This is a genomic window from Streptomyces sp. NPDC054866 (assembly GCF_053610745.1).
In genome coordinates this window covers 620,038-645,070 of record NZ_JBSGZA010000001.1, presented here as the reverse complement: position 1 = coordinate 645,070, position 25,033 = coordinate 620,038, and the positions used below count along the sequence as shown (strand labels likewise).

The following is a 25,033-nucleotide window of genomic DNA, read 5'->3' as shown; positions in this document are numbered from 1 at the left end:
AAACGGGCGCGTCAGGCACTGAATCCGGCAACGCGCAACGCGTGCACGAGATCCCAGTGGCGCTCGTCCGACACCCCCTGCGCCGCCTGGAGGAGCAGCGGGATGAGGCGGTACGGATCTGTGTGCGCGCAGCCTGCCGTGTCCTCGGGGGTCCGTACGCGGATGTAGGCGTCGAGCAGGGCGCGGGCCTCGCGCTCACGGCCCGCGTCGATCAGCGCGAGCACGGCCTCGGCGATCTCCGGGGCGGGCCGGGAGACACCCTGCCGCAGCAGCTTGCGGCAGTCCTCGGCGCGGCCCGCTCCGGCGAGGGCGTCGGCGAGCGCGACGAGCCGGTCGGGCGGCAGGGACGCGGCCTCCCAGAGCAGCGTCGACCAGTCGGCGCCGAGGCCCGCGCGGTGCAGTTCACCGGCGAACAGGGGCAGGCGAGGCGCGGGCCAGCCCGCGGCCTCGACGAGTACGCCGTGCGCCTCGCCGCTGCGGCCCTCGCCACGGAGCTTGATGAGCGCGGCGACGGCTTCGGCGGTGGCCCGCCCGGCATCGCGGTCAGGCCCGGCGGCGTCACGGCGTCCGCCTTCATCGCCACCGCCCGGCTCCTCTGCGGCGTGCGCGAATCGCGCGCCGCGCGGTCTGCTCGTGGCGGGCGGCTGGGCGGCTGCCTCCGGTACGGCGACGACACCGGCCGCGGCTGCTTCGGCGCCCCCTTCGTCGTCCACCCCGGCGAACCCCGCGAAGCGGGCACCGCGGGGGCGGCGTGTGCGGCGGGCCGCGTCGCGCGACTTGCGACCCTGCTTCGGGACACGGGGCGCTTCGGGACCCGAGCCTGGCTGCGCCGCGGGGTCGACCGACAGGGTGCGGGCGTCGGGGGCCGGGGAGCCTTGGTCGACTGGGGGTGTGCCGAACTCTGGGGTGGGGGTGCCGTGGTCTGGGGTGGGGGCGCCGTGGTCTGGGGTGGGGGCGCCGTGATGTGGGGGGCGGGGGTCGAACTCCGGGGCGGGGGCTTCGTGTTCGAGGGCGCGGGCGCCGAACTCCGGGGCAGGGGCGCCGTGAACTGGGGCGCGGGCGCCGAACTCCGGGGCGGGGGCGCCGAGATCCGGCAAACCGGCGTCGATGCCACCCGCCGTCGCGGCCCCGAAGCTGTCCGCGCCGGCAGCCCGGAAGCCGTCCCTGGCCGAAGGCCCGAAGCCGCCCTGATCCCGCGCCCCGAAGCCGCCCCCGGCGGAAGGTCCGAAGTCGTCCTCAGCCCGGGCCCCGAAGCCATCCCCGGCCGAAGGCCCGAAGCCGTCCTCAGCCCGCGCCTCGAAGCCGCCCCCGCCCGAAGGTCCGAAGCCGTCCTCAGCCCGCGCCTCGAAGCCATCCCCGACCGAAGGCCCGAAGTCGTCCTCAGCCCGGGCCCCGAAGCCATCCCCGGCCGAAGGCCCGAAGCCGCCCTCAGCCCGCGCCTCGAAGCCGCCCCCGCCCGAAGGCCCAAAGCCGCCCCCAGCCCGCACCCCGAAGCCGCCCCCTGCCGAAGGCCCGAAGTCCTCCTCAGCCCGGGCCCCGAAGGCGTTCTGCCCCTGCTCCCCGAAGTCGTCGGAGTCGGAGTCGAAGCCAGGGCCAGGGCCTGAGTCGAAGCCAGGGCCAGGGCCCGAGTCGGAGTCGGAGACGAACCGGGAGCCAGCGCCGAAGCCTGAATCGGAGCCGGGGCCGAGGCCGGGGCCTGAGTCGTAGCCGGAGCCGGAGCCGGAGACAAAGCGGGAGCCAGTGCCGAAGCCTGACCCAGAGCCGGAATCGGAGCCAGAGCCAGAGCCTGCCCCAGAGCCGGAGTCCTCGAACTCCTCACCTCCGAAAGCCGCCACCTCCGCCCAGCGGCCCCTCAAGCCGCCCGGCGCCCGAGCGTCAGGGGCGCCGGGCGCCGCTCCGTCCTCGAAGTCGTCCACCACCACGGCCGCGAAATCGTCCGTCACCGGAGTCCCGAGGTCGACCCACTGTGGGCGATCCGCCCGGTCCAACCTCTCGATGCGCTCCCGGAGTTCCGCGCACCGCGCGGACGCCCGCTCGTGGTCGTCGCGGACCCAGGCCAGATCGCGGTTGAGCCGCTCCACCTCGTCCGGCGTGGCCGCGGCGGCGAGCGAGCGGCCGAGATCCGCCTGCCGTTCCACGGCGAACCGCTGCTCGGTGAGCATCATGTCGAGCCGCTCGCCGAGCAGCCCGCGCCCCCCGGGCCGCGCGTCGTACGCCGCCAGCGAGGCGGCGTGCAGCGCCCGCGCCCGCTCCGTCTCGCGCTCGGCGGCCCGCTCGCCGTACCCAGCGGCCAGATCGTGCAGCAGTGCCTCCACCACGTCCCAGGGGGGTACTTCCGAGCCATCCAGGCAGGCCCGCATCCCCTCGGGGTCACGGGACCAGAACACGCCGCACCACCCGGCGCCCGGGTCGAGCCGCGCCAGGAGGTCTCTCAGATACCTCGCGAACTCCCGTACCTGATCCGGGAGTTGTCCTACTGCCATCCGAGCCAGCACCGCCCCATGGAGCCTGGAGTGTTCCGGTCCGGAAGATAACACCAGTCGTGTTACGGGACGACTACACGCAGTTTTCCGGCCGCACCACAGCGCCTCACACGCGACCGCCCACGCCGTGAGCGAGAACCGAGGCGCAGAGCTTCCGCAGCCCCGCGTGCAGTTGCCCGGGGCTCACACCCTGGCTGGTCAGGTGCTCGACCAGGTCACTACGGACGGCGGCTAGCAGGGCGTGCGCGAGGTAGTCGGCGTCCTCGCGCCCGTGTACGCCGGACAGCATCCCGGCGACTTCGGAGTGCCAGAGGTCGTAGGCCGGATTGAGGTAGGGACTTCCGGTACCCGCCCGCTCCAGGGCCAGCATCAGCGCACGCTGTTTCAACTTGAGGTCGAGGAGTGCGGCCATGAGTGCGGGCAGCCGCTCGGCGACCGGCGCATCCGGGCCCAACGGCGGTGGCCCATCGGTGACTTGGTCGCGCAGCTGCTGCGTCTCCTCGACGACCAGCGCCCTGACCAGGCCGATGCGATCGGAGAAGTGCCGGAAGACCGTGCCTTTACCGGCCCCGGCGGCCTGGGCGATGTCGGCCATCTTGACGCTGTCGGGGTCGTCGGCGTCCCTGAACAGCTGGGCGGCGGCGGCCAGCAGGGCAGCCCTGTTGCGGACGGAGTCGGCTCTCTCCTTGCGGGCGGTGATGGTTCCTCCTCGGTGAGCGGGACGAGCAGACCCAGCATAAGTCGACCCAGGGTCCGGTACTTGTAAACGGACCCAGGGTCAGGTTAGCGTCGCCGCCATGACGACGACACAACCCGCCCCGCCCCATCGGCGCATCCGTCGGCGACCGACGTGTTCACCCGCTCCCTCGACCTCCTGCTCGCCAAGGACATCGACGCCTGGGTCGCCCTCTGGGCACCGGACGGAGTCTTCGAGTTCCCCTTCGCGCTCCCCGGAGCCCCGCACCGGCTCGTCGGCCGTGACGCCGTGCGCCAGTACATGGCCGACTACCCCGACCACATCGACCTGCGAAGCTTCGAGGACCTGACTGTCCACCGCACCGAAGACCCCGAGACGATCGTCGCGGAGCTGCGCGGCACCGGCAGGGCGGTCGCCACCGGGCGCCCATTCGAGATGCCGTACATCCAGGTCGTCACCGTCCACGAGAGCCGGATCACGCGCTTCCGCGATTACTGGAACGGCGCGCTGGCGGCTGACGCCTTTGCCGGGGAGATCCCCGTGGGCGGCCCTCGCACGGGAAGCACCCCCACAGGAGGCACCCGATGAGCACGCACCCCGCCGGATTCCTCGTCACCGGCGGCACCGGAACCACCGGCAGCCGCATCACCGCCACCCTCGCCGATCGAGGCCTGCCTATCCGCGCGGGCAGCCGCCGCCCGGCCCCCGGCACCCGGCAGGTCCGCTTCGACTGGGCCGACCCCGCCACCCACGGGCCGGCGCTCGACGGCATCGGCGCCGTCTACCTGGTACCGCCCATCGGGGACGCCGAGCCCGCCCGCCTGATGCTGCCGTTCCTGGAGCGCGCCCTGCGCTCTGGCGTAGGCCGCTTCGTGCTGCTGAGCTCCTCCGCCATCGCGGAAGGCGATCCCGGCGTCGGCGAGGTCCACGGGGCGCTGCGTCAACTGGCCCCGGAGTGGGCGGTGTTGCGCCCGTCCTGGTTCATGCAGAACTTCATCACCCCCGGCCATCTCCACGCCGAGAGCATCCGCGCCACGGGGGAGATCTTCACGGCCACCGGGAAGGGCCGGGTGGCGTTCGTCGACGCGGCGGACATCGCGGACGTCGCCGTACACGCACTGCTCGACACACAGCCGCACAACGCCGCGCATGTGATCACCGGGCCGGAGGCGCTCAGCTACGACGATGCCGCCGCGGTGATCTCGAAGGTCTCGGGGCGCGAGGTGCGGCATCAGCCGGTCCCTGCCGGGGAGCTCTGTGCGCGGCTCGTCGCCTCGGGGGTCCCCGAGGATTTCGCTCGCATGCTCGCCGCCATGGACGAGGGGATCTCGCGGGGCGCGGAGGACCGGGTCGACTCCGCCGTGCGGACGATCACGGGCCGCGAGGCCCGGCGGTTCCTGGACTTCGCCTCAGGCCACGCGGGCACGCTCCCAGCCCGGAGCGTGAAAGAGCTCGGGGCGTGAATGAGGTCAGCCCGAACCGGCTAGACCGGCACCATCGCGCACGCCTGTGCCACCTCGTCCAGCGACAGGCCCAGCGCCGCTGCCAGCGCCGACACGGTGAAGAACGCGGGCGTCGGGGCCCGCCCCGTCTCGATCTTGCGGAGGGTCTCGGCGGAGAGCCCGGCGCTCGCGGCCACCTCCACCATGCTCCGCTCGCCACGCGCCGCACGCAGGAGCCGGCCGAGCCGCTCGCCGCGCTCGCGCTCTTCAGGGGTCAGGGGGGTCCGCACCATGCGGCCACTCTAGTCCCGCCGCACCCAGAAAGCCTATTCTCGTACCGGTATAGTAATTGTCCTGGGCGGCGCCACCCGCGACACAGCAGACGTAGATCATTCGTACGATGCACCGGTGACACACGAGATCATTGATTACGGACGGTTCGCGGACCGGCTCGAGCGCCAACAGGAGCGCCCCCGCTGGTCGTTGCTGGAGGAAGTGCAGCGCGAGTGGGGTTACGAGGACCCGGGTGGCGAGCCCGGCCACTCCCGCTGGGGCGGCGAGAACAAGAGGCACGGCATCGACTGGGCCCTGCCGATCCCCCAGGCGCTCAACGAATGGTGGGACTCCCCGCTCAACTCCTTCGCCTTCAACCCGCGCCTGTACTGGGTCCACACGCAGTGGCCGCCCAAGATCTCCGAGCTCGACGCGGACACGCACGTGGCGGACACGCACGTAGCGGACACGCACCCAGCGGACACGCGCGTCTGCGTGTTCATGTCCGAGTACCACTACGCCCACGAGTGGGGCTATCTCGCCGCCGAGGCCGAACTCCCGGACCCCCGCGTCTTCGTGAGCATCAGCGGCGAGTGGGTGGAGCAGAGCCGCTCGCTCTCCGAGTTCCTGATGCAGCTGGCCTTCGAGCGGATGCCCGCACACTACGGCTGGACGCTCCGCTTCGGCCGCGACACCGTGGACGCCGACCCCGAGGTCGTACGCCGCCTAGAGGACTCGTACCGCGAACTGGGCCTGCTGCCCTGGCAGGAGATGGGCACCGACGCGCTCTCGTACGGCGCCCCGGACGCGGTCATACGTCACGGCCGCGGCCCTGGCGCCGACTTCAAGATCGTGATCAACGCCCGCACCCGCGAGGCACTGCTCGACGTCGCCCGCACGCTGGGCCTGGAGTGGACGGACAAGGACATCCGTCCACCCTCCGAAGTACCCGTACCCCTGGAGGACTTGGGGCCGGTCTCGCTCTCGGCAGGGGACGCCGACCCACGCGGCCGGTGGACGGTCCTGACCCGCGAGTACCCTCAGCCACCCGTCGTGGCCGGAGGGGCGGCCGGGCTCGTCGAGGCCCCGGGCGAACTCAGGGCCGTGGCCTCGCTCCAGGGGCCGACGCTGCTCGTGGCGGGCGACAGCGAAGGCTGCGTGCACGTCCGCGAGACGGACGACGAGGACCCGGAGACCATCACCCTCGCCCTGCACCGCGCCCCGGTGACCTCGGTGACCTGCGTGGAGCTCGCGAGCGGCACCCGTCTGGTCCTGAGCGGCGACGCGCACGGCGTGATCCGCTACTGGTCGACCCGTCGCAAGCCGCTGCGCGCGCCGTTCGCCCGCAGGAGCACCCCGGTCGCCTCACTCGCCGCGGCGGTCCTGCCCACCGGGCCCGCGCTCGCCGCGGCCTGGGCGGACGGCCTGGTGCGCGTCTGGGACCTGGCGTCCGACGCGGTGGCGAACCTCCGCCTCGGCACCGGCATCAAGTTCCTGGGCCTGGACGCAGACAATACGGACGGCGCGGGCGGCATCCTGCACGTCACCGACGCCGACTCCACCGCCGCTCTCCGCCTCGACCTGGCCAAGCTGTGGCCGCACCGCGATCTCCAACTGCGCCTGGAAAGCGTCGACTGGGGCTCGCTGTGGACCGCGCGCGGCCCCGGTCACATGGTCCCCGAGCTGATCGGCAAGGTGGCGTCGGACGACAAGAAGACGGCCATGGACGCGGTCCACGACCTCTACCGCCTCCTCGTCTCCAAGGAGGCGGCATCGACCGCGGCCGTCCCGGCCATCCCGTTCCTGGTCGAGCTGATGACGGACCCGGACAACCGCGCGCGCAGCACGCTGCTCCTCCTGATCGCCGACCTGGCAGACGTGCACCAGGCCCGAGGCGGCAGAGGCGACGCCCAACTGGCCGCTGTACGCGAGGCGTTGCCCGTGCTGCGCTACCTGCACGACGACCCGGAGGGCCCCATCCGCTGGGCGGCCAACGAGCTGGAGCAGAACTGCGCGGCCCGCTGAGCCTCGCCGGGCGGGACCTCGCGGGCCCGCCCGGCACTGCCTCACTCCGGCCGCACCACCATCGCCGACCCGCCACCGCGACGCGTCTTCTCCGCCGCCGCGAGCCACTTCCCGCCGGGCAGCCGCTGCACCCCGGTGGCGGCGCCGATCTCCGGGTTCCGCTTGAAGGAGTGCCCGATCGCCTCCAGGTCGGCCCGCAGCGGGCTCTCCCACAGGCCGGGCTCCAACTCGGTCTGTGCGGCGTTCCGTTGACTCGCGCGCGGCGCCGCGATCGCGTCGACGAGCGGAAGGCCACGGTCGACGAATCCCGTGAGGGTCTGCAGGACGGTCGTAATGATCGTCGCGCCGCCCGGTGATCCGAGCGCCACCACCGGCTTCCCCTTCTCAAGGACGATCGTCGGCGCGATCGAGGACCGGGGCCGCTTGCCGGGGCCCGGCAGGTTCGGGTCGTGCACGGCCGGGTCGGCCGGGGCGAAGGAGAAGTCGGTGAGTTCGTTGTTGAGCAGGAACCCGCGCCCCGGCACGGTGATCCCGCTACCGCCCGTCGACTCGATGGTCAGGGTGTAGGCGACGACGTTGCCCCACTTGTCGGCGGCCGTGAGGTGCGTCGTGTTCTCCCCTTCGTACGTGGTCGGTGCGGCCTTGTCACCGGACTCGCAGGACGCCGGGTCCCGCGGGTTGCCCGGCGCGAGCGGACTCTTCAGGACCGCGTCGTCGCGGATCAGGCACTCCCGCGAGTCGGCGAACTTCTGCGAGAGCAGTTCCTTCGTCGGTACGTCCTCAAAGGCGGGGTCGCCCACCCACCGCCCGCGGTCGGCGAAGGCGACACGGCTTGCCTCGATGAACCGGTGCAGGTACTTCTTCTTCGAGGCCTTCGAAAGGTCGGTCCGCTCAAGGATGTTGAGCGCCTCACCGACGGTCGTGCCGCCGGAGGACGAGGGCGCCATCGAGTACACGTCGAGCCCCCGGTAGGAGGTCTTCGTCGGGGTCTGCCGCTTCGCCGCGTAGGCCTTCAGGTCCTTCGTCGACAGGTCGCCGGGCCGGGCCACCCGCCCCGACGCCGGGTCCACGGGCGGTTTGTTCACGGTCCGTACGACGTCCTCGCCGATGCCGCCCCGGTACATCGCCCCGACGCCTTTGCGCCCCAGTTCCTCGTACGTCTTCGCGAGATCGGGGTTCTTGAACGTCGAGCCGACCACGGGCAGCGCCCCGCCGGGCAGGAACAGCTTCGCCGAGGCCGGGAAGTCGGCGAACCGCTTCTGGTTCGACTCGGTCTGCGAGCGGAAGGTGCCGTCCACCGTGAACCCGTCGCGCGCGAGCCGCTCGGCGGGTTTCAGGAGCGTGCCGAGCCGCTTGCTGCCCCACTTGTCGAGCGCTGACTGCCAGGTCGCCGGGGTGCCGGGCGTGCCCACGCCCAGGCCGCTGGTGACGGCGTCGGCGAAGGGGATCGGTTTGCCGTTCTCCAGGAAGAGGCCGGAGTCGGCGGTCCGCGGGGCCGTCTCGCGGCCGTCGATCGTGCTCACCTTGCGGGACTTCGCGTCGTAGTGGACGAAGTAGCCGCCGCCTCCGACACCCGCGGAGTAGGGCTCGGTCACGCCGAGCGCCGCCGCCGTGGCGACCGCCGCGTCCACCGCGTTGCCGCCCTTCTTCAGGACCTCGATCCCGGCGGCGGACGCGTCGGCGTCGACGCTGGAGACGGCACCTCCGTAACCGACGGCCACCGGGACCTTCTCAGAATCAGAAGAGGCCGTTTCAGCCGAGCGCGGAGACGAAGGGGGCACAGCCGCCCCGACCGACACCAACACCCCTCCGACCGCCAATAGCGTCAGATTCCGTACGACAGCACGACGCATTCGTACCTCCAGTCAACAGCCGTCCGCGCAGCGTAACTTCGCTTCCCCCGCCGCGTCAGGACCGCCTCGAACACGGGTCCTAGGGCCCGCTAGCATGCGCCCCCATGACTGAAGACGTGCGCAACATCGTCCTCGGCCTGATCGCGGCCGGCCTCGGTGCCGTGCTGGGCTGGCTCGCCCGTACCTACCTCTGGCGGCGCAAGCTCCGCCGCAAGCAGGCTTTCTTCGGGCTGCCCGACAACTCCGAGTCGCTGCTCGTGGTGAACCGCGAGGCGGGCGGCCCCGAGCTCACCGTCGTACGCCACGACGTGTTCGCGCTGCTCGAACTGGCCGCGCTGATCAAGGACTGCGGGGCGCACGCCCAGCTCGTCGCGCACGACGCCGCCCAGCAGAGCTTCGGCGAGCGCACGGAGTTCTGCGTCGGCTCCCCGGCCACCCACCGCCGCATGGCCGCGCACATGCACTCCCTGCTGCCCGGCGTCCGTATCAACACCGACCCGGAGCCGGGTCCGGACCGCGGGGCGTTCCAGATCGGCAGCGAGCGGTACCGCATGGAGGGCGGCATCACGGAGTACGTGATCCTCGCGCGGCTCACCGCGGGGCAGGGCCAGGAGGCGAGACCCGTCTTCGTCTTCTGCGGCCAGCGCGCGATCACCAACCAGGCGGCGACCCGCTACCTCGCCAGGCACCACGAGCGCCTCGCCCGCAAGCACGGCGCCAACACCTTCGTCCTGCTCCTGAAGGTCGTCAACTCCCAGGCGTACGGTCCCGACGTCGTCGAGCTCGTCGGTGACGTCACGCGCGCGGCCCAGGCCCCCGCACCGGCGATCACGCCGCCGCGCACCTCCCATCGCGCCAAGTAGGCACGCGATCACCGAGCGCCGATGGTCACGCCCGACTCATACGCCGCCTCTGTGACCTAGTCGGGAAATTCGGGGCAAGAGGCAACCCACCGGGACCTATGACCCTCTCACCGTGCAGTTCCACATTCGCACGGAGGTACGTTCCCTTGAGGCCCCTGAGCTCGCCGAGTCGTCGACGCCCCATACGCACCCGCCACACCGGGGCCGCGGTCACGGCCGCGGGTCTCGCGGCGCTGGCCGCCACGCTGACCGCCTGTTCGGGCAGCACGCCCGCGTCCGCCGACACGGCCGCGAACAAGCCGGACATATCGGTCAACTTGCAGGGCAAGCAAGCCAAGGCGGGCTCCCCGGTCAAGGTGAAGCTGGCCGACGGCAAGCTGAAGCAGGTCGAGGTCACCGACTCCGAGGGCGCGAAGCTCACCGGCAAGGTCGCCGCGAACGGCACCACCTGGACCTCGGACCGCAAGGCGGTGCCCGGCACCTCGTACAAGGTCGAGGCGACGACGGACGAGGGCGGCAGCGCGCGGACCTCCTTCAAGACGGCCGCCCCGGAGCAGGTGAACAAGCTGTCCCTGGCGCCCGGCAAGGGCACGACGGTCGGCGTCGCGCAGCCCCTGTCGGTCGTCTTCGACCACCCGGTGAAGAACAAGGCGGAGGTCGAGAAGCACCTGAAGGTGACGACCTCGAACGGCACCACCGGGTCCTGGGGCTGGATCAAGAACTACGACGGCAAGGACCGCGTCGACTGGCGCCCCAAGGAGTACTGGGAGTCCGGCACGAAGGTGAAGCTCGACGCCCGCCTCGGCGGGATCGACTCGGGCACCGACGGCGGCTGGTTCGTCCGCGACTACGCGACCGGCTTCACGGTCGGCAAGAGTCAGAAGGTCAAGGTCGACCTCGACAGCAAGCAGGCGACGCTCGTCCGCGACGGGCAGAGCGTCAAGACCGTCCCGATGTCGGCGGGCACCCCCGGCGGCGACAAGGCGTCCTGGGGCGGCACGTCCGTCCTGATGGCCAAGGAGGGCACGATCAACATGCGCTCCGAGACGGTCGGCCTCGGCGACGCCTACGACAAGATGGTCGACAACTCGATGCGTCTGACCTGGTCGGGCATGTACGCGCACGCGGCCCCCTGGAACGCCTCGTACTTCGGCAACACCAATCACAGCTCGGGCTGCATCGGCATGAGCGACGGCGACGCCTCCTGGCTCTACGGCCAGGTCCAGGTCGGCGACCCCTTCGAGGTCTCCGGCAGCGGCTCGAAGGGCGTGCCCGACCCGGGCAACGGCTACGGCGAGTGGAACATCTCCTGGGCGGACTGGCAGACGAAGAGCGCGCTGAGCTGACGGTCAAGCGCTCAACAATCGTTACCGGGGCGTAACTTACCGACGGGTTACCCCCGGTAAAGCCCCGAGGTTACCGTCGGGTCACTTTGCTTGAACGAGTGAGGAGTGACCCGTGGGACAACCGCGCAAGGCTCTGCGTACGACCACCGTGGGCGCCGTGTCGGCGACTCTCGTCGCCGGCGCCGCCTTCGGCCTCGCCCCGGCCGCCCAGGCGGCCGATGGAAACCCGGCGGCCGCTCCACAGACGGCGAGCGCCGCCGGCGTGAGCTTCGTCGACATCCCCGGCGACGGCGGCACGATCCTCAAGGCCAACGTCTTCACCCCCAAGGGCGCGAAGGCGGGTGCTGATGGCACGAAGTACCCGGCGATCGTGCTGCCCACCAGCTGGGCCATGCCGCAGATCGAGTACGTCGCGCAGGCCCAGAAACTCGCCGACTCCGGCTATGTCGTGGTCAGTTACAACTCGCGCGGCTTCTGGCAGTCCGGCGGCGAGATCGAGACCGGCGGCCCCGAGGACATCGCGGACGCCTCCAAGGTCATCGACTGGACCCTGGAGAACACCCCGGCCGACCCCGAGAAGATCGGCATGGGCGGAGTCTCGTACGGCGCGGGCATCAGTCTGCTCGCCGCCGGGCACGACAAGCGGATCAAGGCCGTGGCCGCCCTCAGCGGCTGGGGCAACCTCATCGACTCGATCTACAGCGGCCGCACCCAGCACCGCCAGGCCGCCGGGCTGCTCGGCGGCGCCGGAATCCTCACGGGCCGCCCGAGCCCCGAACTCCAGCAGACCCTCAAGGACTTCCTCGCGTCCAACCTGGACAAGGAGGACGAGATGATCGCGTGGGGCAAGAAGCGCTCCCCCGCGACGTACATCGATCAGATCAACAAGAACGGCGCGGCCGTCATGCTGGGCAACGCCTGGGGCGACACGATCTTCCCGCCCAACCAATACGCCGAGTTCTACGAGCGGTTGACGGGCCCCAAGCGCCTCGAATTCCGTCCGGGCGACCACGCGACCGCAGAGCTGACCGGCCTGTTCGGGCTGCCCAACGACACCTGGACCTCGACCCAGCGCTGGTTCGACCGCTACCTCAAGGGCGAGAAGAACGGCGTCGACGGCGAGCAGCCCGTCCAGCTCAAGTCACGCTCCACGGGCGGCTACGAGGGCTATCCCGACTGGAAGTCCGTCGGCGCCACGAAGAAGAAGATCGACCTGGCGGGCTCCACCACGCTCCGCACGAACGTCGACTCGGGCGCCAACGGCGGCACCGTACTGCTCTCGAACACCCTCGACCAGTTCCTCAAGATCCCGCCGATGGCCTCGATGCCGCTGCTCCCACGGCGCTACGCGGGCGTCTGGCAGTCCGAGAAGTACGAAAGCCCCCAGCGGGTGCGCGGGACGGCGAAGCTGCACACCACGCTCACCAGCACCAAGGAGAGCGGCACCCTCGTCGCGTACCTCTACGACGTGGGCCCGCTCGGCCTCGGCAAGCTGGTCAGCAACGCGCCGTACACCTTCCACGGCAAGACCCCCGGCCAACCGTTCGGCGTGGACCTGGAGTTGTTCTCCACGGCCTACGACGTCCCGGCAGGACACAAGCTCGCCCTGGTGGTCGACACGGTCGACCCGCTCTACATCGAGCACAACCCGTCCGGCGCACAGCTGACCTTCTCCTCGCCCGCGTCCGACCCGTCGTACGTGTCGGTCCCGCTGCGCGAACAGTGATCACCGGCTGCTGCCGGGTCGGGCCCTGGCCCCTGTAGCTACTGCACACCCGGCAGCAGCGTCCCTGGTTCGGCCGGTGCCACTTCCGCGGCCTCGGTCTTGGGATTGCGCCGCTGTCGCTTGGACACCCACTGGGCGAACCACGAGAGCAGCATGCACATCCCGATGTAGATCGGCGAGATCACCAGAACCACGGGGATGAAAGGTAGATCGTAGTCGAGGTTCGACGCGATCAGCTTCCCGGCGTGGAGGAACTCCTCATAGGTGATCAAGAAGCCGAGCGAGGTGTCCTTCAGCGCCACCACCAACTGGCTGATGATGGCGGGCAGCATGGCGCGCAGGGCCTGCGGCACCAGGACGTAGCTCATGACCTGTGTCTTGCGCATGCCGAGCGCGTACGCCGACTCCCGCTGCCCGCGCTCCACGGAGTTGACGCCCGATCGGAAGACCTCGGCGAGCACCGAGCCGTTGTAGAGCGTGAGCCCGGTGACCAGGGCCGGCAGCGGCTGGACCTTCAGCGCCACGAAGACGAAGAAGATCATCACCAGGACCGGCATCGCGCGGAAGAACTCCACGAAGAGCGTGGCGAGCCAGCGCACCGGCCGGTGCTCGGAGAGCCGCCCCATGGCGAGCAGTCCGCCGAGCGCGAGCGCGAGCACCGCGGAGATCGCGAAGGCCTTGAGGGTGTTGCCCAGGCCCCTCAGGAGGAGTTCCTGGATGCCCTTGTACTCGAAGGGCATCCACTTCGTCTCGGTGAACTGGTCGGTGTCGAAGAGCAGGTAGAGGATCCAGCCGAGCAGGGCGAGCAGGACCACGGTGGACAGCAGCCCGTAGAGCTTGTGTCTGCGCTCGGTCTTCGGGCCCGGTACGTCGTAGAGGGCGGTGGAATCGTGGGAGAGGGCTTTCATCGGGCGACTCCCCAGCGCTTTTCGAGGACATTGAAGATGGCGCTGATGGCGAGGGTGATGATCAGGTAGCCGACGGCGATCCAGACGAACGTCCAGATGATGTTGTAGCCGAGCTCACTGAGCGTCTTGTACGTGCCGAGCAGCTCGGTGACGCTGAACGCGCCCGCGATCGCCGAGTTCTTGGCCAGTGCGATGAGGTTGGAGCCGACCGGCGAGATGACGGACCGGAAGGCCTGCGGGAGCACGACCATGGACAGTGTCTGCCCGAAGGTCATCCCCAGGCTGCGGGCGGCCTCGCCCTGGCCCTTGGGGACGGTGTTGATGCCCGAGCGCAGTGCCTCACAGATGAAGGCGGAGGTGTAGCAGCCGAGTGCGAGGACGGCGAACACCTTGAAGGGCAGGACGAGTCCGAAGCGCGGGAGTCCGAGCAGCACCGCGAAGAAGAGCAGCGTGAGCGGGGTGTTGCGCAGGACCGTCACCCATGCCGTGCCGAACACCCGGAAGGAGCCGACCGGTGCCACCCGGAAGGACGCCATGATGAAGCCGAGCACGAGGGCCAGGAGGGAGGCGTAGACGGTGAGTTCGACGGTGCCGATGAACCCTTCGCCGAAGGTGGAGAAGTTGTCTGTCAGTACGTCCACGACGCCTCCTCAGCTCGCCGGGTAGCGGTCGATGGCGGGCGGCTTCGGCGCCGGGACCCCGGAGAGGCCGAGGGTGGCGTCGTAGGCCTTCTTCCAGTCGCCGTTCTTCTCCCGGGCGACGAGGGCGTCGTCGACGGCGAACCGCAGGGCGTTGTCGCCCTTGGGGACGCCGATGCCGTAGGGCTCCTCGGAGAACGGCTTGCCGACCACCTTGAGCTCGTCGGGCACCTTGGCCGCGTAGCCGATCAGGATGGCGTCGTCGGTGGTGACGGCGTCGACCTGATAGGTCAGCAGGTTGTCGACGCAGACCGAGTAGGTGTCGTACGCGACGAGCGTCGCCTTCGGGTAGTCCTTCTGGATGCGCTGGTAGGGGGTCGACCCGGCGGCCGAGCAGACCCGCTTGCCGGCCAGGTCCCGCGGTCCGTTGATGTCGTCCTCGTCGGTGCGCACGAGGAGCCCCTGTCCTGCCATGTAGTAGGGGCCGGCGAAGCCGACGAGCTTCTTGCGGAGGTCGTTGATGGTGTAGGTGCCGACGTAGTAGTCGATCTGCCCGTTCTGCAGGGCGGTCTCGCGGTTCGCCGACGCGATGGTCCTGAAGCGGATCGACTTCGGGTCGAAGCCGAGCGAGGCCGAGACCATCTTGGCGATCTCGATGTCGAATCCCGTGTACGCCCCGGTGGCGGGGTTCTTCTCGCCGAGGAAGGGCTGGTCCTCCTTGGCCCCGACGACGAGGTGGCCGCGCCTCTTGGCCTTCTTCCAGGTGCCGGAGTCCGGCAGCGTGAACCCCGTGGCCACCTGGTACTTGGGCAGTTCGTCGGGCTGCGGCCCCTTCACCGGGGGGCTGCCCTCCTTGCCGCAGGCGGTCGCGGCGCAGGCGGCGAGGACGAGCGCCGCGAGCAGACGTGTCGTACGCATCATGCCTGGCCCCCGTCAGTGCTTGAGGATCTTGGAGAGGAAGTCCTTGGCGCGGTCGCTCTCCGGGTTGCTGAAGAAGTCCTCGGGGGCCCGGTCCTCGACGATGCGGCCGGCGTCCATGAAGACGACGCGGTTGGCGGCCGAACGGGCGAAGCCCATCTCGTGGGTGACGACGACCATGGTCATGCCGTCGCGGGCGAGTCCCTGCATGACCTCGAGCACTTCATTGATCATCTCGGGGTCGAGGGCCGATGTCGGCTCGTCGAAGAGCATCACCTTGGGCTCCATGGCGAGCGCGCGTGCGATGGCCACGCGCTGCTGCTGGCCGCCCGACAGCTGTGCCGGGTACTTGTCGGCCTGCGTCGAGAGGCCCACCCGTTCCAGGAGCTCGCGGGAGCGCCGCGTGGCGTCGTCCTTCTTCCTGCCCCGCACCTTGACCGGCGCGAGGGAGACGTTCTGCAGCACGGTCTTGTGTGCGAAGAGGTTGAAGGACTGGAACACCATGCCTACGTCGGCACGGAGCGAGGCCAGCGCCTTGCCCTCTTCCGGAAGTGGCTGTCCGTCCAGGGCGATGTCTCCCGACTGGATCGTCTCCAGACGGTTGATCGTCCTGCAGAGTGTTGATTTCCCCGACCCTGACGGGCCGATGACCACGACCACCTCCCCCTTGCCGACGGTGAGGTTGATGTCCTGGAGGACATGCAGCTCCCCGTAGTACTTGTTCACATCACGCAGCTCGATCAGCGGATCGACGGCCATGCCCTGCCCTGCCCACTCTCGGCGGTGTCGGTCCGCGCAAACTATCTACGCGAAAACGGGACTTACTGGACGACACGCACTTATGGGCATTAACCGTATTTGCACTTACGTCATCCCGCGACTACGACTCCGACGCCTCCGCGTAGACCTGGGACAGCTCGGGAGCACCCGTCACCGCCCAGTCGAGCCCCGCCTCCACCACCTGGATCTCACGCCCCGAGGAGAGCCGCACGACGGGGCTGCCGCCGGGCCAGACGTGCCAGGTGGCGCCGGGCACCCTGCGGACGATGACCGAACCGAGGTACAGACCCGCGTCGTTGCCGAGCCACGGCAGCAGTTCGGGGTCGTCGCGCCAGCGCGGCAGGAGCTGGTCGAGCGCGGTCAACGAGGCCGGGGAGTCGTCGAGTTCGAGCCCTGCGGTGGCCGCCTGGGAGCGCAGCAGCTCGCATTCGGAGAGCAGTTCGGCCACACCGGCCGGATCCTCGTCGAACGCCGAGGCGAGTCCTGGGCCCCGTTCGGCGGACTGCTGCCTGCGCCACCTGCCGAAGAAGGAGATGTTCATGATCGGCCTCTCCGTGAGGGTGCCTCTGCTCGCCGGTCCAATGAATGTAACTTGCGTCAGTTGATCACGGAATCATGCGAGTGCCTCCGACGCGTCGGCGAACTGCCGGTACGTGGCATCCCGGCGAGTTCGGGTCGTGTTCACGCGCACCTCATTGACGCTTCTCCCTGACCTCCTTAGCTTCATGGCGCACCTGTCGTCGCGTCAGCTACAGCCATGGGGGTCTTCATGCTCCAACGTCCAGGCCGGCGTTCATGGGGTGCGGCAGCCGTACTCGCGGTACTCACCGGCGTCGTCCCCGTGGCGACGGCGCAAGCCGCCCCGCACAGACCCGAGCCGCTCCCCTTGGAGCGGCTCTTCGACAACAGGGGGGTCAGTGACGACGCCCGTCCCGGCGACGCGGACTTCGACGGCTCGGGCGGCTCGCTGTCGGCGCGGGACCTCGACGCGGCGGGCTGGACCCCCGGCCGCTCGCTCGCGGTGGACGGGGCGCGGCTCACCCTGCCCCGCACGGCCGCGGGCGAGGCGGACAACGTCCGCGCCGACGGGCAGTCCGTACGGGTGCGTGGGCGCGGGGACGCCCTGGCGTTCCTGGTCGCGGGCACGGGCGGCGAGGCGAGCGGCACGGGCACGGTGCGCTACCGGGACGGTTCGAAGGGGACGTACCGCCTGACGGCACCGGACTGGCGCTCGGGCCCGCTCGCCACGAAGGCGGTCGCGCTGCCGCACGTGAACACTCCGGGCGGCCAACTCGCCGAGAAGGCACGGCTGTACGTCGTGACCGTGCCGCTGGCGCGCGGGCGCGAGGTCGCTTCGGTGACCCTGCCGAAGGACCCGGGCGCGCCGGATCTGCACGTCTTCTCGCTCTCCGTGCGGCAGCCGGCCAAGGGGTGGACCGGCAGCTGGTCGACGTCGACGGCCGGGTACACGGCGGTGGGTCCGTGGGCCGACCGGACCGTGCGGCTCGTCGTCCACACCAGCACGGGCGGGCCTCGGGTGCGGATCCGGCTCGACAACACCTTCGCCTCGGCGCCGGTACGGATCGGGAGCGCGACGGTGGCGGTGCAGGAGGCCGGTGCCGGGGCGCGGGGCGAGCCGGAGCGGCTCTCGTTCCGGGGCGAGGCGGGCACCCAAATCCCCGCGGGGGCACAGGCGTTCAGCGATCCCCTCGACTTCGACATGCCCGAGGACACCAACCTCCTGGTGAGCTTTCACCTCCCGGAAACGGTGACGACCGCGCCCGTCCACAGCCAGGCCATCCAGCGCTCGTACGTGAGCGGCCCCGGCGACCACGCGGCCGACGGCTCCCCGGCGGCGTACACGTCGATGATCTCTACGTGGCCGCTGCTCACGGGGGTCGACGTGGGCGGTGGACCCGGCTCCGTGGTGCTGCTCGGTGACTCCATCACGGACGGCGTGAAGTCGACGCAGGACGCGAACCACCGCTGGCCCAATGTCCTTGCGACGCGGCTGCTCCAGCAGGATGAGGTGCCGCGCTTTGGAGTACTGAACCAGGGGATCTCGGCGAATCGCGTGATCACGGACCGCTACCCCGGCGACGGTGTCTCCACCGACACGGGTGGCGTGAGCGCGCTGCACCGCCTGGACCGTGACGTGTTCGCCCAGACGTCGGCCCGTACGGTCGTCGTCTTCGAGGGTGTCAATGACGTGCGGTGGGGCGCGTCGGCGGATCAAGTCGTCGCCGGGATGCGGGAGATCGCCGAGCGCGCGCATGCGCGGGGTCTGCGCGTGGTGGCCGCGACGATCGCGCCCTGCCAGGGCGAGTCGCTGTGCACGGCGGCGGCGGACGCGGAGCGGATGAAGGTAAACGCCTATCTGCGGGGCGGCGACGACTTCGACGCCGTCCTCGACTTCGACGCGGTGCTGCGGGACCCGGTGAATCCGGCGCGGATGCTGGCCGCGTATGACAGCGGAGACCATCTGCATCCCGGGGACGCGGGGCTCGCCGCGATCGCGGAGTCGGTGGATCTGCGGGTGCTTGAGCCGTAGGGGACGGGCGGCGGGTGCGGCCGGTTCCGCCGGTGCAGCCGGGAGGGAACTCTCCCGGCTGCACCGCTCACCGCTCGCTGCTCACCGCATCACGTCACACGTCGAGGTCCACCACGACCGGTGCGTGATCGGAGGCGCCCTTGCCCTTGCGCTCCTCACGGTCCACGTACGAGTCCGTCACGGCCTTCGTGAACGCCTTGTTCCCGTACACCAGGTCGATGCGCATCCCCTTGTTCTTGGGGAAGCCGAGCTGGCGGTAGTCCCAGTACGTGAACGGGTGGTCGTACTTCAAGGGCCGCGGCACGACGTCCGAGAGGCCCGCCTCCCGCAGCGCGGCGAGCGCCGCACGCTCGGCGGGGGTCACGTGCGTGGCGCCCTCGAACAGGGCGGGGTCCCAGACGTCCGCGTCGGTCGGGGCGACGTTGAAGTCCCCGAGGACCGCGAACGGACGGTCGCCCGCCGCATCGGCGGCGACCGCGGCCTTCAGCGCCTCGAACCACTGCAACTTGTACGCGTAGTGCGCGTGGTCCACCTCGCGGCCGTTCGGCACATACACCGACCAGACCCGGGCGGGGCCGCAGGTGGCGGAGATGGCGCGCGGCTCCTGGATCCCGTCGTAGTCAGGACCGCCGGGCAGCCCGGTCGTCACGTCGTCCAGGCCCACGCGGGAGACCAGCGCGACGCCGTTCCACCTGCCGGTCGCGTTCACCACCGACTCGTAGCCGAGCTCGCGCAGCTCGGCGGCGGGGAACTGCTCCGCGGTGGTCTTGGTCTCCTGGATGCACAGCACATCCGTACCGCTGCTCTCCAGCCAGGCGAGCAGCCTGGGCAGCCGAGCGGTGATCGAGTTCACGTTCCAGGTGGCAATGCGCATGCTTCACAACCTACCGGGCGCCACTGACAGTCCCCGGCCCGCCCGGTCACAGCTCCGCGGACTCCCCCGGCGTGAGCCGCAGGTGCTCGGCGCCGCCGAGCGATCCGATCTGCGCGTCGTAGATCGGCCGGGCCAGGTCCGTGAGCAGCGCGTCGTGGATGTCGTAGGCACGCTGGGGCTTGACCTCGCGTACGTAGTCGATGACCTCGGAGATCTTGTTCCAGGGCGCCATCACCGGCAGCATCAGCGTGTCCACCGGCTGCTCGGGCACGGTCAGCGCGTCTCCCGGGTGGAAGACCGAGCCGTCCACCAGATATCCGACATTGGTGATCCGCGGGATGTCCGGATGGATCACGGCGTGCAGCTCGCCGTGCACCTGCACGGCGAACCCGGCGGCCTCGAAGGTGTCGCCGTGCCCGACGGTGTGCACCCGCCCCGGGAAGGCCGCCGAGATCTTCTCCGCGACGGAGCGCAGGGTCCAGATCTCCGCGGCGGGATTGGCGTCGAGGCCCGCGCGCAGCCGGTCCTCGTTGAAGTGGTCGGGGTGCTCGTGCGTGACGAGGATCGCGTCGGCGCCGAGCGCCGCGTCCTCCTCGCTGAAGCCACCCGGGTCGATGACGAGACTCCGGCCGTCCCGCTCCAGGCGGACACAGGCGTGCGTCTTCTTCGTGAGCTTGATGCGCTTCGCGGCAGTCGTCATGTCCCCATCCTGCTACGCGTTACGCCTCGGGGGTGGTTTCCTCACGGATCACGGCCTGGGCGACCTTGAAGGCGGAGTTCGCCGCGGGCACGCCGCAGTAGACGGCCGCCTGGAGCAGCACTTCCTTGATCTCCTGCGGGGTGAGGCCGTTGCGCAGGGCCGCGCGGGTGTGGAAGGCCAGCTCGTCGAGGTGGCCGCCCGCGACGAGCGCGGTGAGGGTGACGCAGCTGCGGGAGCGCCGGTCGAGGCCGGGCCGGTTCCAGACCTCGCCCCACGCGTAGCGCGTGATGAGCTCCTGGTAGTCCGTGGAGAAGTCGTCGGCCTCGGCGAGCGTGCGGTCGACGTGCGCGTCGCCGAGCACCTCGCGGCGGACCTTGATCCCCGCTTCGTACGGGTCGGGGCGTCCGCCGCCCACGGCCTCGGGCTGCTCCATGGGCCCGATCTCGGCCACGGGGAAGACGGGCGACGACGGGGCGAGGATCGGCTTGACCGGCGGGGCGCTGATCGCCGCGTGCGACCCGGTGGCGTCGTGCGCGAGCGGCCAAGCGGTGGAGAAGTGACGTACGAGAAGGTCGGTGACGGCGGCGGGCTGCTCGACGGGAGCGAGGTGGGAGGCCCCCGGCACCACGGCGAGGCGGGAGTCCGGGATGCCGGCGACGAGGGTGCGGGCCTCGCCCTGCCCGGTGACCTGGTCCTCGGACCCGACCAGAACGAGCGTGGGCACCCCTATTCGCCCCAGCTCGGCACGCACGTCGAAGGCGGCGAGTGCCTCGCAGGCGGCGATGTAGCAGCCCGGGTCGGTCGTACGCACCATCTGTACGGCCCAGTCGGTGATCGCGGGCTGCGCGGCGGCGAAGCCGGGCGTGAACCAGCGCTCGGGGGAGGTACGGGCGATGGGGTCGAGGCCATTGCTCCGCACTATCACCCCGCGCTGACGGAACTCGTCGGCGCTGCCGAAGCGCGGCGACGCGGAGATCAGCGCCAGGGAGGCGACGCGCTGCGGGTGCCGCAGGGCGAGCTCGGCACCGATCGCGCCGCCGAACGCGCAGCCCGCGTAGCCGAAGCGCTGCACGCCGACTTCGTCGAGCGTGGCGAGAAGCCGCTGAGAGAGCTCGCCGACCGAGCCACAGGGGTGCGCGGGGGCGCCCCCGTGTCCGGGCATGTCGAACCGGAACACGCGCCACTGCTTGACCAGCTCGGGCACCTGCCGGTCCCACATGTGCCATGTGGTACCGAGGGAGGGGCCCAGGATGAGGACCGGGGCGTCTTCCGGCCCGTCAAAGCGGTATTGCAGGGTGCTCTTCGGTGTCTCACTCACTCGCCTGAGCCTCTCATCTGTCACGGACGCCCCTATAACAGGGGGTCGCTGGATACCGTTTTGACCAGGTTGAATACCTCGCGGGCGGCATACCCCTTGAGGCACCTGATGATTTCACGCCGGGTCTTGCCCTCCCGGGTGCGGCGTTCGTAGTACGCCTGCGTGCGCGGGTCGTGGCGCAGCCTAGTGAACACGATGCGGTGCAGGGCGGCGTTCGCCTTCCGGTCGCCGCCGTGGTTGAGCCGGCGCGAGCTCCGGCGGCCCGAGGAGTACTCGACGGGGCTGACTCCGCACAGGGCTGCAAACGATGCCTCGGTTTGCACGCGCTCGGGATTGTCCCCCATGGTCATCAGGAGCGTGACGGCGCTGTCCGGGCCGACACCCACCGGTGCGAGCAGCTGCGGGGCGTGACCTTCGACGAGCCGGGTCAGGCGCTGATTGAGGTCATCGATCTGCCCGGTGAGGTGTTCGATGCGCTGGGCCAGCATGCTCAAGCTGATCCGGGTGGCCTGGGCCACGCCGTCCCCGGCATCCCCCTGATCCAGGCTCAGGCGGGCGCAGGTGCGGAACAGCTCCCGGTTGCCCAGGCTGGACAGTCGTTCCCGCAGGTCCGGGTCGGCTACGACCAGGACGGCCTTGAGCTGGTTGATCGTCCGGGTGCGGGCCCTGACCGCGGAGTCCTTGGCAATCTGCGGCCTGCGCGTCGAGCGGATCCGACTTCCCCAGCAGACGGCGGGCCGTACGGCCGGGCCGGTTCACCTCGAACACCACGACCTGCTGCGCCAGCAGATAGCGCGACAGGCCCGCTCCGAAAGTACCGGTGCCCTCCACACCAGCCCGGCGCACCGTCCCCCGCTTGCGGGCCCAGGCGAGGAGCCGACAGTATCCGACCGCCGTGGCCGGAAAGGACTTGGTGCCCAGGACCTGGCCCAACGGGCCGACCAGCGCGGCGACGTGGACCTCGCCGTGCGTATCCACCCCCAAGTCGGCCTCGCCCCGAGCGGGCGGGATCCGCACTGGTGGACAAAGTCCCGCGCTGTCTGGTCGTCATGATGGTCCGCCTCCCGCGTCGTGATTGCTGGGTGGCTGGCACCGGGCTGGCCGGGTGGTCTGAACCGTGATGGCGCCGACTGGACGGCAAGGCCCCTATTGGGACACACCCTGTGGCTCGGTGACAGCAGGCACCATCCCGCAACGGCAGCCGACACGCCTGTGACAAGACACTTCGGTCAAAGATGTCATGAGTCAGACCCCCGTCCGGAACGGTGCTACGCAGCCGTCCCACTGCCCCCAGCACAACCGCATGACCCGACCACTTCCGGAAATCTTCCTCCGAACCGGCACTAGACCTGCCCTGCACGAGTGGACGATGAGGTGACTCCACATCCACTCATGACCGACCCTGACAGCCAGGCCGGCCGCAGTTCACGGATCCACTCTTCCAGAACGGTCAGGCCCCGGTCCCATCCGATCCTCTCGGCGATCACCGTCGCGGGCATCTCCGGCCACTGCTCAAGACATCTCGTCGTCCGGCTCCATGTCACCCACGGTGTGGATTCGCTCCATGCCCGCGTCACATCACGCATGCCGTCGAACGAGGACCCTGGTCACGTTTACTCGACCCGCTGAGATCCTTTCCAGACGCCTCGGCGACGTCTTGCAACATCGTCAGCTGCTTACGTACGGCATCCAGATCTGCATCGTCGAGATCTGCAATGGCAAGCGTGGACCCCTGGCTGCCCGCCTCCGCGAGGAGACGGCCGTTGGGGCCGTAGATCGCGCTTCCCCCACAGAATTCCCAGGGACCCTGCTGCCCCGAGAAGTTGGCGAACAAGACGTAGAAGGTGTTCTCCAGGGCTCGTGCCGGGAAGTAGACCGAGCGGCGGTGGTCGGAGTCACCCTGGACGAACGCGCCACCACAGAGATAGGCGTCCGCCCCCGCGAGCGCGGCCGCACGAGCATGCTCCGGGAAGCTCGCGTCGTAGCAGATACCGAGGGCCAGGCACCAGCCATCCACCACTATGGTGCAGCACCCCGCCGTTCCCGGCTCGAAGACTTCCCTTTCGTGGGCTTCGAGGTGCTGCTTGTCGCAGACCGCCGCTGTGCGTCCCTGCTCATCGATGACGAGAGCCGAGATGGCCGACTTGTGCCCAAGAGCTCTGGGTGCGCCCACGATTGCCGTAACGCCCGAAGCGCGGCAGGCATCCCGGATCACTTCCAGCTCCGCCCCCTGCGGATCAACCGCCTGGGCGGGCAGGGAGGCGCGGAGCCACGCGGGCTCGTAGCCGGTGAGGGACAGCTCGGGGAAGAGCAGAACACGTACCCCCGCATCCCCTGCGGCCCTCACCACGGACACCGCCTCGGAGGCGTTATGGGCAACGTCTCCGGGGCGGGCCTGTGTCTGCGCGACAGCCACCCGCAGGGGCGCTCGGTCCGGGGGCAACTCGGTGTTCATGATCTGGCCCTTCGTGGACTCGAGGTGGATGTCGTGGATCGGTTCAGCCGATGAGCCACTGGCTCAAGAAGAACACGGCGATGCCGATTGCCGTGACGAGCAGGAACTTCTTGGAGATGAGCCCCGCGACGAAAGTGGCGATGCCGCCGATCAGATACGGGTTCGTCGCCGTCAGCTCGATGCCCTCGCCCGACGGGGCGAGGATGGCGGGGAACACCAGGGCGGCCAGGACCGCGGGCGGTGTGTAGTTGAGCAGGGTCTTCACCACCGGAGGCATCTCGCGGTCGGCGAAAGCGGCAAGCGGCAGGTACCGCGGCAGGAAGCTGCACAGCCCCATGCCCAGAATCAACAGCGCCATGTTCATCGCGAACTCTCCATGCCTTCCGTGTTCTCCGACTCCTCGGCGGCCGTGTCGGGCACCTCGTCGTCCTTGGGCCCCTTCGTCGCGTATTCGCACGCGGTACCCACGCCAGCGCCGACCACGGTGGCCAGGACGACGCCCAGGTTGTAGGGCAGACCGTGCGCCAGCATCACGGTCAGTCCCGCCGTGCAAATGACGGCGGCCACACGCCAGTTCGCAAGCCCGGTCGCGAGCATCGCGACGAACATCGCCGTCATCGGGAAGTCGAGTCCGAGCTTCTCCACGTCGGGCACGGCGGAGCCGAGGATCATGCCGACGACCGTCGACAGCATCCACGTGACGTACATGACGCCCGAGGCGCCGAGGAAGTACAGGTGTTTGCCGCGGGTGAGTTCACCCTTCTTCAGCCGTTCGATGGCCACGAAGAAGACCGCATCGATCAGCCCGAAGCCGAGAAGCACCCTCCACCGCTGCGGCACGTCCTTGACGTGCGGTATCAGGATGGTCGAGTAGATCAACATCCGGAGCCCGAGGATGAGGGTCGTCAGGATGATCGTGAGCCAGCCCGCGCCGTCGGCTATCAGAGCGAAGCCGACGAACTGGGCGGTGCCTGAGTTCACGGCCATCGCGAGACCCAGAGTCGACCATGCGGACAGCCCGCTGGACAGGCCGAGCACGCCGCCGGCGATGCCCATGGGTATGGCCGAAGCAAGGAATGGGGCCATGCTCTTCGCCCCGGCGAGCAACTGCTGGCGCGGGGTGAGAAGCCCCATGGCCTCCGGTGTGTCTGCGGTACTCATCTTCAGTGCACTTCGTTCCGTC

24 protein-coding genes are annotated in these 25,033 nt (G+C 70.0%); 7 read left to right on the top strand and 17 right to left on the bottom strand.

Annotated features, from left to right (window positions below; genetic code table 11):
• Positions 1-11: 11 nt before the first annotated feature.
• Together ACWGI2_RS02710 and ACWGI2_RS02705 are read right to left on the bottom strand one after the other, a co-directional pair.
• Positions 12-2,483 carry a hypothetical protein gene (locus tag ACWGI2_RS02710; RefSeq protein ID WP_453693323.1) on the bottom strand — a complete coding sequence of 824 codons (2,472 nt, stop codon included), beginning with the start codon at positions 2,481-2,483 and terminating at the stop codon, positions 12-14.
• A gap of 106 nt (positions 2,484-2,589) precedes the next feature.
• Positions 2,590-3,132 carry a TetR/AcrR family transcriptional regulator gene (locus ACWGI2_RS02705; RefSeq protein ID WP_453694635.1) on the bottom strand — a complete coding sequence of 181 codons (543 nt, stop codon included), beginning with the start codon at positions 3,130-3,132 and terminating at the stop codon, positions 2,590-2,592.
• 201 nt (positions 3,133-3,333) lie between these two features.
• Between ACWGI2_RS02705 and ACWGI2_RS02700 the strand changes: the two genes are divergently transcribed.
• Positions 3,334-3,768: a nuclear transport factor 2 family protein gene (locus tag ACWGI2_RS02700; RefSeq protein WP_453693321.1), complete on the top strand. Its 435-nt coding sequence runs from the start codon at positions 3,334-3,336 to the stop codon at positions 3,766-3,768.
• Positions 3,765-4,643, top strand: coding sequence for an NmrA family NAD(P)-binding protein (locus tag ACWGI2_RS02695; RefSeq protein ID WP_453693319.1), 879 nt, complete (start codon positions 3,765-3,767; stop codon positions 4,641-4,643). The genes ACWGI2_RS02700 and ACWGI2_RS02695 overlap by 4 nt, the downstream gene beginning before the upstream one ends.
• 20 nt (positions 4,644-4,663) lie before the next feature.
• On the opposite strand, the gene ACWGI2_RS02690 is transcribed toward ACWGI2_RS02695, so the two are convergent.
• Positions 4,664-4,915: a helix-turn-helix domain-containing protein gene (locus ACWGI2_RS02690; RefSeq protein WP_453394319.1), complete on the bottom strand. Its 252-nt coding sequence runs from the start codon at positions 4,913-4,915 to the stop codon at positions 4,664-4,666.
• A 115-nt stretch (positions 4,916-5,030) separates the two neighbouring features.
• On the opposite strand from ACWGI2_RS02690, the gene ACWGI2_RS02685 reads away from it, so the two are divergent.
• The gene (locus ACWGI2_RS02685) at positions 5,031-6,920 is read left to right on the top strand and encodes a WD40 repeat domain-containing protein (protein ID WP_453693317.1); all 1,890 of its coding nucleotides are present in this window, start codon (positions 5,031-5,033) and stop codon (positions 6,918-6,920) included.
• A 41-nt stretch (positions 6,921-6,961) separates the two neighbouring features.
• On the opposite strand, the gene ggt is transcribed toward ACWGI2_RS02685, so the two are convergent.
• Positions 6,962-8,773 carry a gamma-glutamyltransferase gene (gene ggt, locus ACWGI2_RS02680; RefSeq protein WP_453693315.1) on the bottom strand — a complete coding sequence of 604 codons (1,812 nt, stop codon included), beginning with the start codon at positions 8,771-8,773 and terminating at the stop codon, positions 6,962-6,964.
• A gap of 104 nt (positions 8,774-8,877) precedes the next feature.
• Between ggt and ACWGI2_RS02675 the strand changes: the two genes are divergently transcribed.
• The 3 genes from ACWGI2_RS02675 to ACWGI2_RS02665 all read left to right on the top strand — a co-directional run bounded on the left by ACWGI2_RS02675 (position 8,878) and on the right by ACWGI2_RS02665 (position 12,708).
• Entirely contained in the window at positions 8,878-9,636 is a 759-nt protein-coding gene (locus ACWGI2_RS02675) for a hypothetical protein (RefSeq protein ID WP_453693313.1), read from the top strand.
• Between the two features lie 98 nt (positions 9,637-9,734).
• On the top strand, positions 9,735-10,982 hold the full coding sequence (locus tag ACWGI2_RS02670; protein WP_453693311.1) for an Ig-like domain-containing protein: 1,248 nt from the start codon (positions 9,735-9,737) through the stop codon (positions 10,980-10,982).
• 112 nt (positions 10,983-11,094) lie between these two features.
• Positions 11,095-12,708: a CocE/NonD family hydrolase gene (locus tag ACWGI2_RS02665; protein WP_453693309.1), complete on the top strand. Its 1,614-nt coding sequence runs from the start codon at positions 11,095-11,097 to the stop codon at positions 12,706-12,708.
• Positions 12,709-12,746: 38 nt separating this feature from the next.
• Here the strand turns inward: ACWGI2_RS02665 and ACWGI2_RS02660 are convergent, their stop codons facing one another.
• The 5 genes from ACWGI2_RS02660 to ACWGI2_RS02640 all read right to left on the bottom strand — a co-directional run bounded on the left by ACWGI2_RS02660 (position 12,747) and on the right by ACWGI2_RS02640 (position 16,493).
• On the bottom strand, positions 12,747-13,616 hold the full coding sequence (locus ACWGI2_RS02660; RefSeq protein ID WP_453394313.1) for an amino acid ABC transporter permease: 870 nt from the start codon (positions 13,614-13,616) through the stop codon (positions 12,747-12,749).
• Positions 13,613-14,257 (bottom strand): amino acid ABC transporter permease, encoded by a 645-nt coding sequence (locus tag ACWGI2_RS02655; RefSeq protein WP_453394312.1) that lies wholly within the window; start codon positions 14,255-14,257, stop codon positions 13,613-13,615. The genes ACWGI2_RS02660 and ACWGI2_RS02655 overlap by 4 nt, the downstream gene beginning before the upstream one ends.
• Positions 14,258-14,266: 9 nt before the next feature.
• Positions 14,267-15,172 (bottom strand): glutamate ABC transporter substrate-binding protein, encoded by a 906-nt coding sequence (locus tag ACWGI2_RS02650; RefSeq protein WP_453694634.1) that lies wholly within the window; start codon positions 15,170-15,172, stop codon positions 14,267-14,269.
• 15 nt (positions 15,173-15,187) lie between these two features.
• Entirely contained in the window at positions 15,188-15,931 is a 744-nt protein-coding gene (locus ACWGI2_RS02645; RefSeq protein ID WP_453394311.1) for an amino acid ABC transporter ATP-binding protein, read from the bottom strand.
• A gap of 121 nt (positions 15,932-16,052) precedes the next feature.
• A complete protein-coding gene (locus tag ACWGI2_RS02640) occupies positions 16,053-16,493 on the bottom strand; it encodes a DUF6278 family protein (protein ID WP_453394310.1) in 441 nt (146 codons plus the stop codon).
• Between the two features lie 228 nt (positions 16,494-16,721).
• Between ACWGI2_RS02640 and ACWGI2_RS02635 the strand changes: the two genes are divergently transcribed.
• Positions 16,722-18,503 carry an SGNH/GDSL hydrolase family protein gene (locus tag ACWGI2_RS02635; RefSeq protein ID WP_453693307.1) on the top strand — a complete coding sequence of 594 codons (1,782 nt, stop codon included), beginning with the start codon at positions 16,722-16,724 and terminating at the stop codon, positions 18,501-18,503.
• A 94-nt stretch (positions 18,504-18,597) separates the two neighbouring features.
• On the opposite strand, the gene ACWGI2_RS02630 is transcribed toward ACWGI2_RS02635, so the two are convergent.
• The 8 genes from ACWGI2_RS02630 to ACWGI2_RS02595 all read right to left on the bottom strand — a co-directional run bounded on the left by ACWGI2_RS02630 (position 18,598) and on the right by ACWGI2_RS02595 (position 25,011).
• Complete coding sequence (locus ACWGI2_RS02630; protein ID WP_453693305.1) at positions 18,598-19,377, bottom strand: exodeoxyribonuclease III; 780 nt, start codon at positions 19,375-19,377, stop codon at positions 18,598-18,600.
• A gap of 46 nt (positions 19,378-19,423) precedes the next feature.
• The gene (locus ACWGI2_RS02625) at positions 19,424-20,056 is read right to left on the bottom strand and encodes an MBL fold metallo-hydrolase (RefSeq protein WP_453694633.1); all 633 of its coding nucleotides are present in this window, start codon (positions 20,054-20,056) and stop codon (positions 19,424-19,426) included.
• Between the two features lie 40 nt (positions 20,057-20,096).
• Positions 20,097-21,395: a bifunctional 3-oxoadipate enol-lactonase/4-carboxymuconolactone decarboxylase PcaDC gene (gene pcaDC, locus ACWGI2_RS02620; RefSeq protein WP_453693303.1), complete on the bottom strand. Its 1,299-nt coding sequence runs from the start codon at positions 21,393-21,395 to the stop codon at positions 20,097-20,099.
• 32 nt (positions 21,396-21,427) lie between these two features.
• Positions 21,428-21,913, bottom strand: a complete 486-nt coding sequence (locus tag ACWGI2_RS02615) for a transposase (RefSeq protein ID WP_453693301.1) — start codon at positions 21,911-21,913, stop codon at positions 21,428-21,430.
• Positions 21,840-22,373 carry an IS110 family transposase gene (locus ACWGI2_RS02610; RefSeq protein WP_453693299.1) on the bottom strand — a complete coding sequence of 178 codons (534 nt, stop codon included), beginning with the start codon at positions 22,371-22,373 and terminating at the stop codon, positions 21,840-21,842. Before ACWGI2_RS02610 ends, ACWGI2_RS02615 begins: the two co-directional genes overlap by 74 nt.
• A 595-nt stretch (positions 22,374-22,968) precedes the next feature.
• The gene (locus ACWGI2_RS02605; protein ID WP_453394306.1) at positions 22,969-23,850 is read right to left on the bottom strand and encodes a carbon-nitrogen hydrolase family protein; all 882 of its coding nucleotides are present in this window, start codon (positions 23,848-23,850) and stop codon (positions 22,969-22,971) included.
• Positions 23,851-23,893: 43 nt separating this feature from the next.
• A complete protein-coding gene (locus ACWGI2_RS02600) occupies positions 23,894-24,214 on the bottom strand; it encodes an AzlD domain-containing protein (RefSeq protein WP_453394305.1) in 321 nt (106 codons plus the stop codon).
• Positions 24,211-25,011, bottom strand: coding sequence for an AzlC family ABC transporter permease (locus ACWGI2_RS02595; protein ID WP_453693297.1), 801 nt, complete (start codon positions 25,009-25,011; stop codon positions 24,211-24,213). The genes ACWGI2_RS02600 and ACWGI2_RS02595 overlap by 4 nt, the downstream gene beginning before the upstream one ends.
• Positions 25,012-25,033: the final 22 nt, after the last annotated feature.

Excerpts from the sequence above, each read along its gene's own strand:
- ACWGI2_RS02710 (WP_453693323.1), bottom strand. The coding sequence starts at position 2,483 with ATGGCAGTAGGACAACTCCCGGATCAGGTACGGGAGTTCGCGAGGTAT.
- ACWGI2_RS02695 (WP_453693319.1), top strand. The coding sequence starts at position 3,765 with ATGAGCACGCACCCCGCCGGATTCCTCGTCACCGGCGGCACCGGAACC.
- ACWGI2_RS02690 (WP_453394319.1), bottom strand. The coding sequence starts at position 4,915 with ATGGTGCGGACCCCCCTGACCCCTGAAGAGCGCGAGCGCGGCGAGCGG.
- ggt (WP_453693315.1), bottom strand. The coding sequence starts at position 8,773 with ATGCGTCGTGCTGTCGTACGGAATCTGACGCTATTGGCGGTCGGAGGG.
- ACWGI2_RS02675 (WP_453693313.1), top strand. The coding sequence starts at position 8,878 with ATGACTGAAGACGTGCGCAACATCGTCCTCGGCCTGATCGCGGCCGGC.
- ACWGI2_RS02670 (WP_453693311.1), top strand. The coding sequence starts at position 9,735 with ATGACCCTCTCACCGTGCAGTTCCACATTCGCACGGAGGTACGTTCCC.
- ACWGI2_RS02660 (WP_453394313.1), bottom strand. The coding sequence starts at position 13,616 with ATGAAAGCCCTCTCCCACGATTCCACCGCCCTCTACGACGTACCGGGC.
- ACWGI2_RS02650 (WP_453694634.1), bottom strand. The coding sequence starts at position 15,172 with ATGCGTACGACACGTCTGCTCGCGGCGCTCGTCCTCGCCGCCTGCGCC.
- ACWGI2_RS02645 (WP_453394311.1), bottom strand. The coding sequence starts at position 15,931 with ATGGCCGTCGATCCGCTGATCGAGCTGCGTGATGTGAACAAGTACTAC.
- ACWGI2_RS02640 (WP_453394310.1), bottom strand. The coding sequence starts at position 16,493 with ATGAACATCTCCTTCTTCGGCAGGTGGCGCAGGCAGCAGTCCGCCGAA.
- ACWGI2_RS02635 (WP_453693307.1), top strand. The coding sequence starts at position 16,722 with ATGCTCCAACGTCCAGGCCGGCGTTCATGGGGTGCGGCAGCCGTACTC.
- ACWGI2_RS02630 (WP_453693305.1), bottom strand. The coding sequence starts at position 19,377 with ATGCGCATTGCCACCTGGAACGTGAACTCGATCACCGCTCGGCTGCCC.
- ACWGI2_RS02605 (WP_453394306.1), bottom strand. The coding sequence starts at position 23,850 with ATGAACACCGAGTTGCCCCCGGACCGAGCGCCCCTGCGGGTGGCTGTC.
- ACWGI2_RS02600 (WP_453394305.1), bottom strand. The coding sequence starts at position 24,214 with ATGAACATGGCGCTGTTGATTCTGGGCATGGGGCTGTGCAGCTTCCTG.
- ACWGI2_RS02595 (WP_453693297.1), bottom strand. The coding sequence starts at position 25,011 with ATGAGTACCGCAGACACACCGGAGGCCATGGGGCTTCTCACCCCGCGC.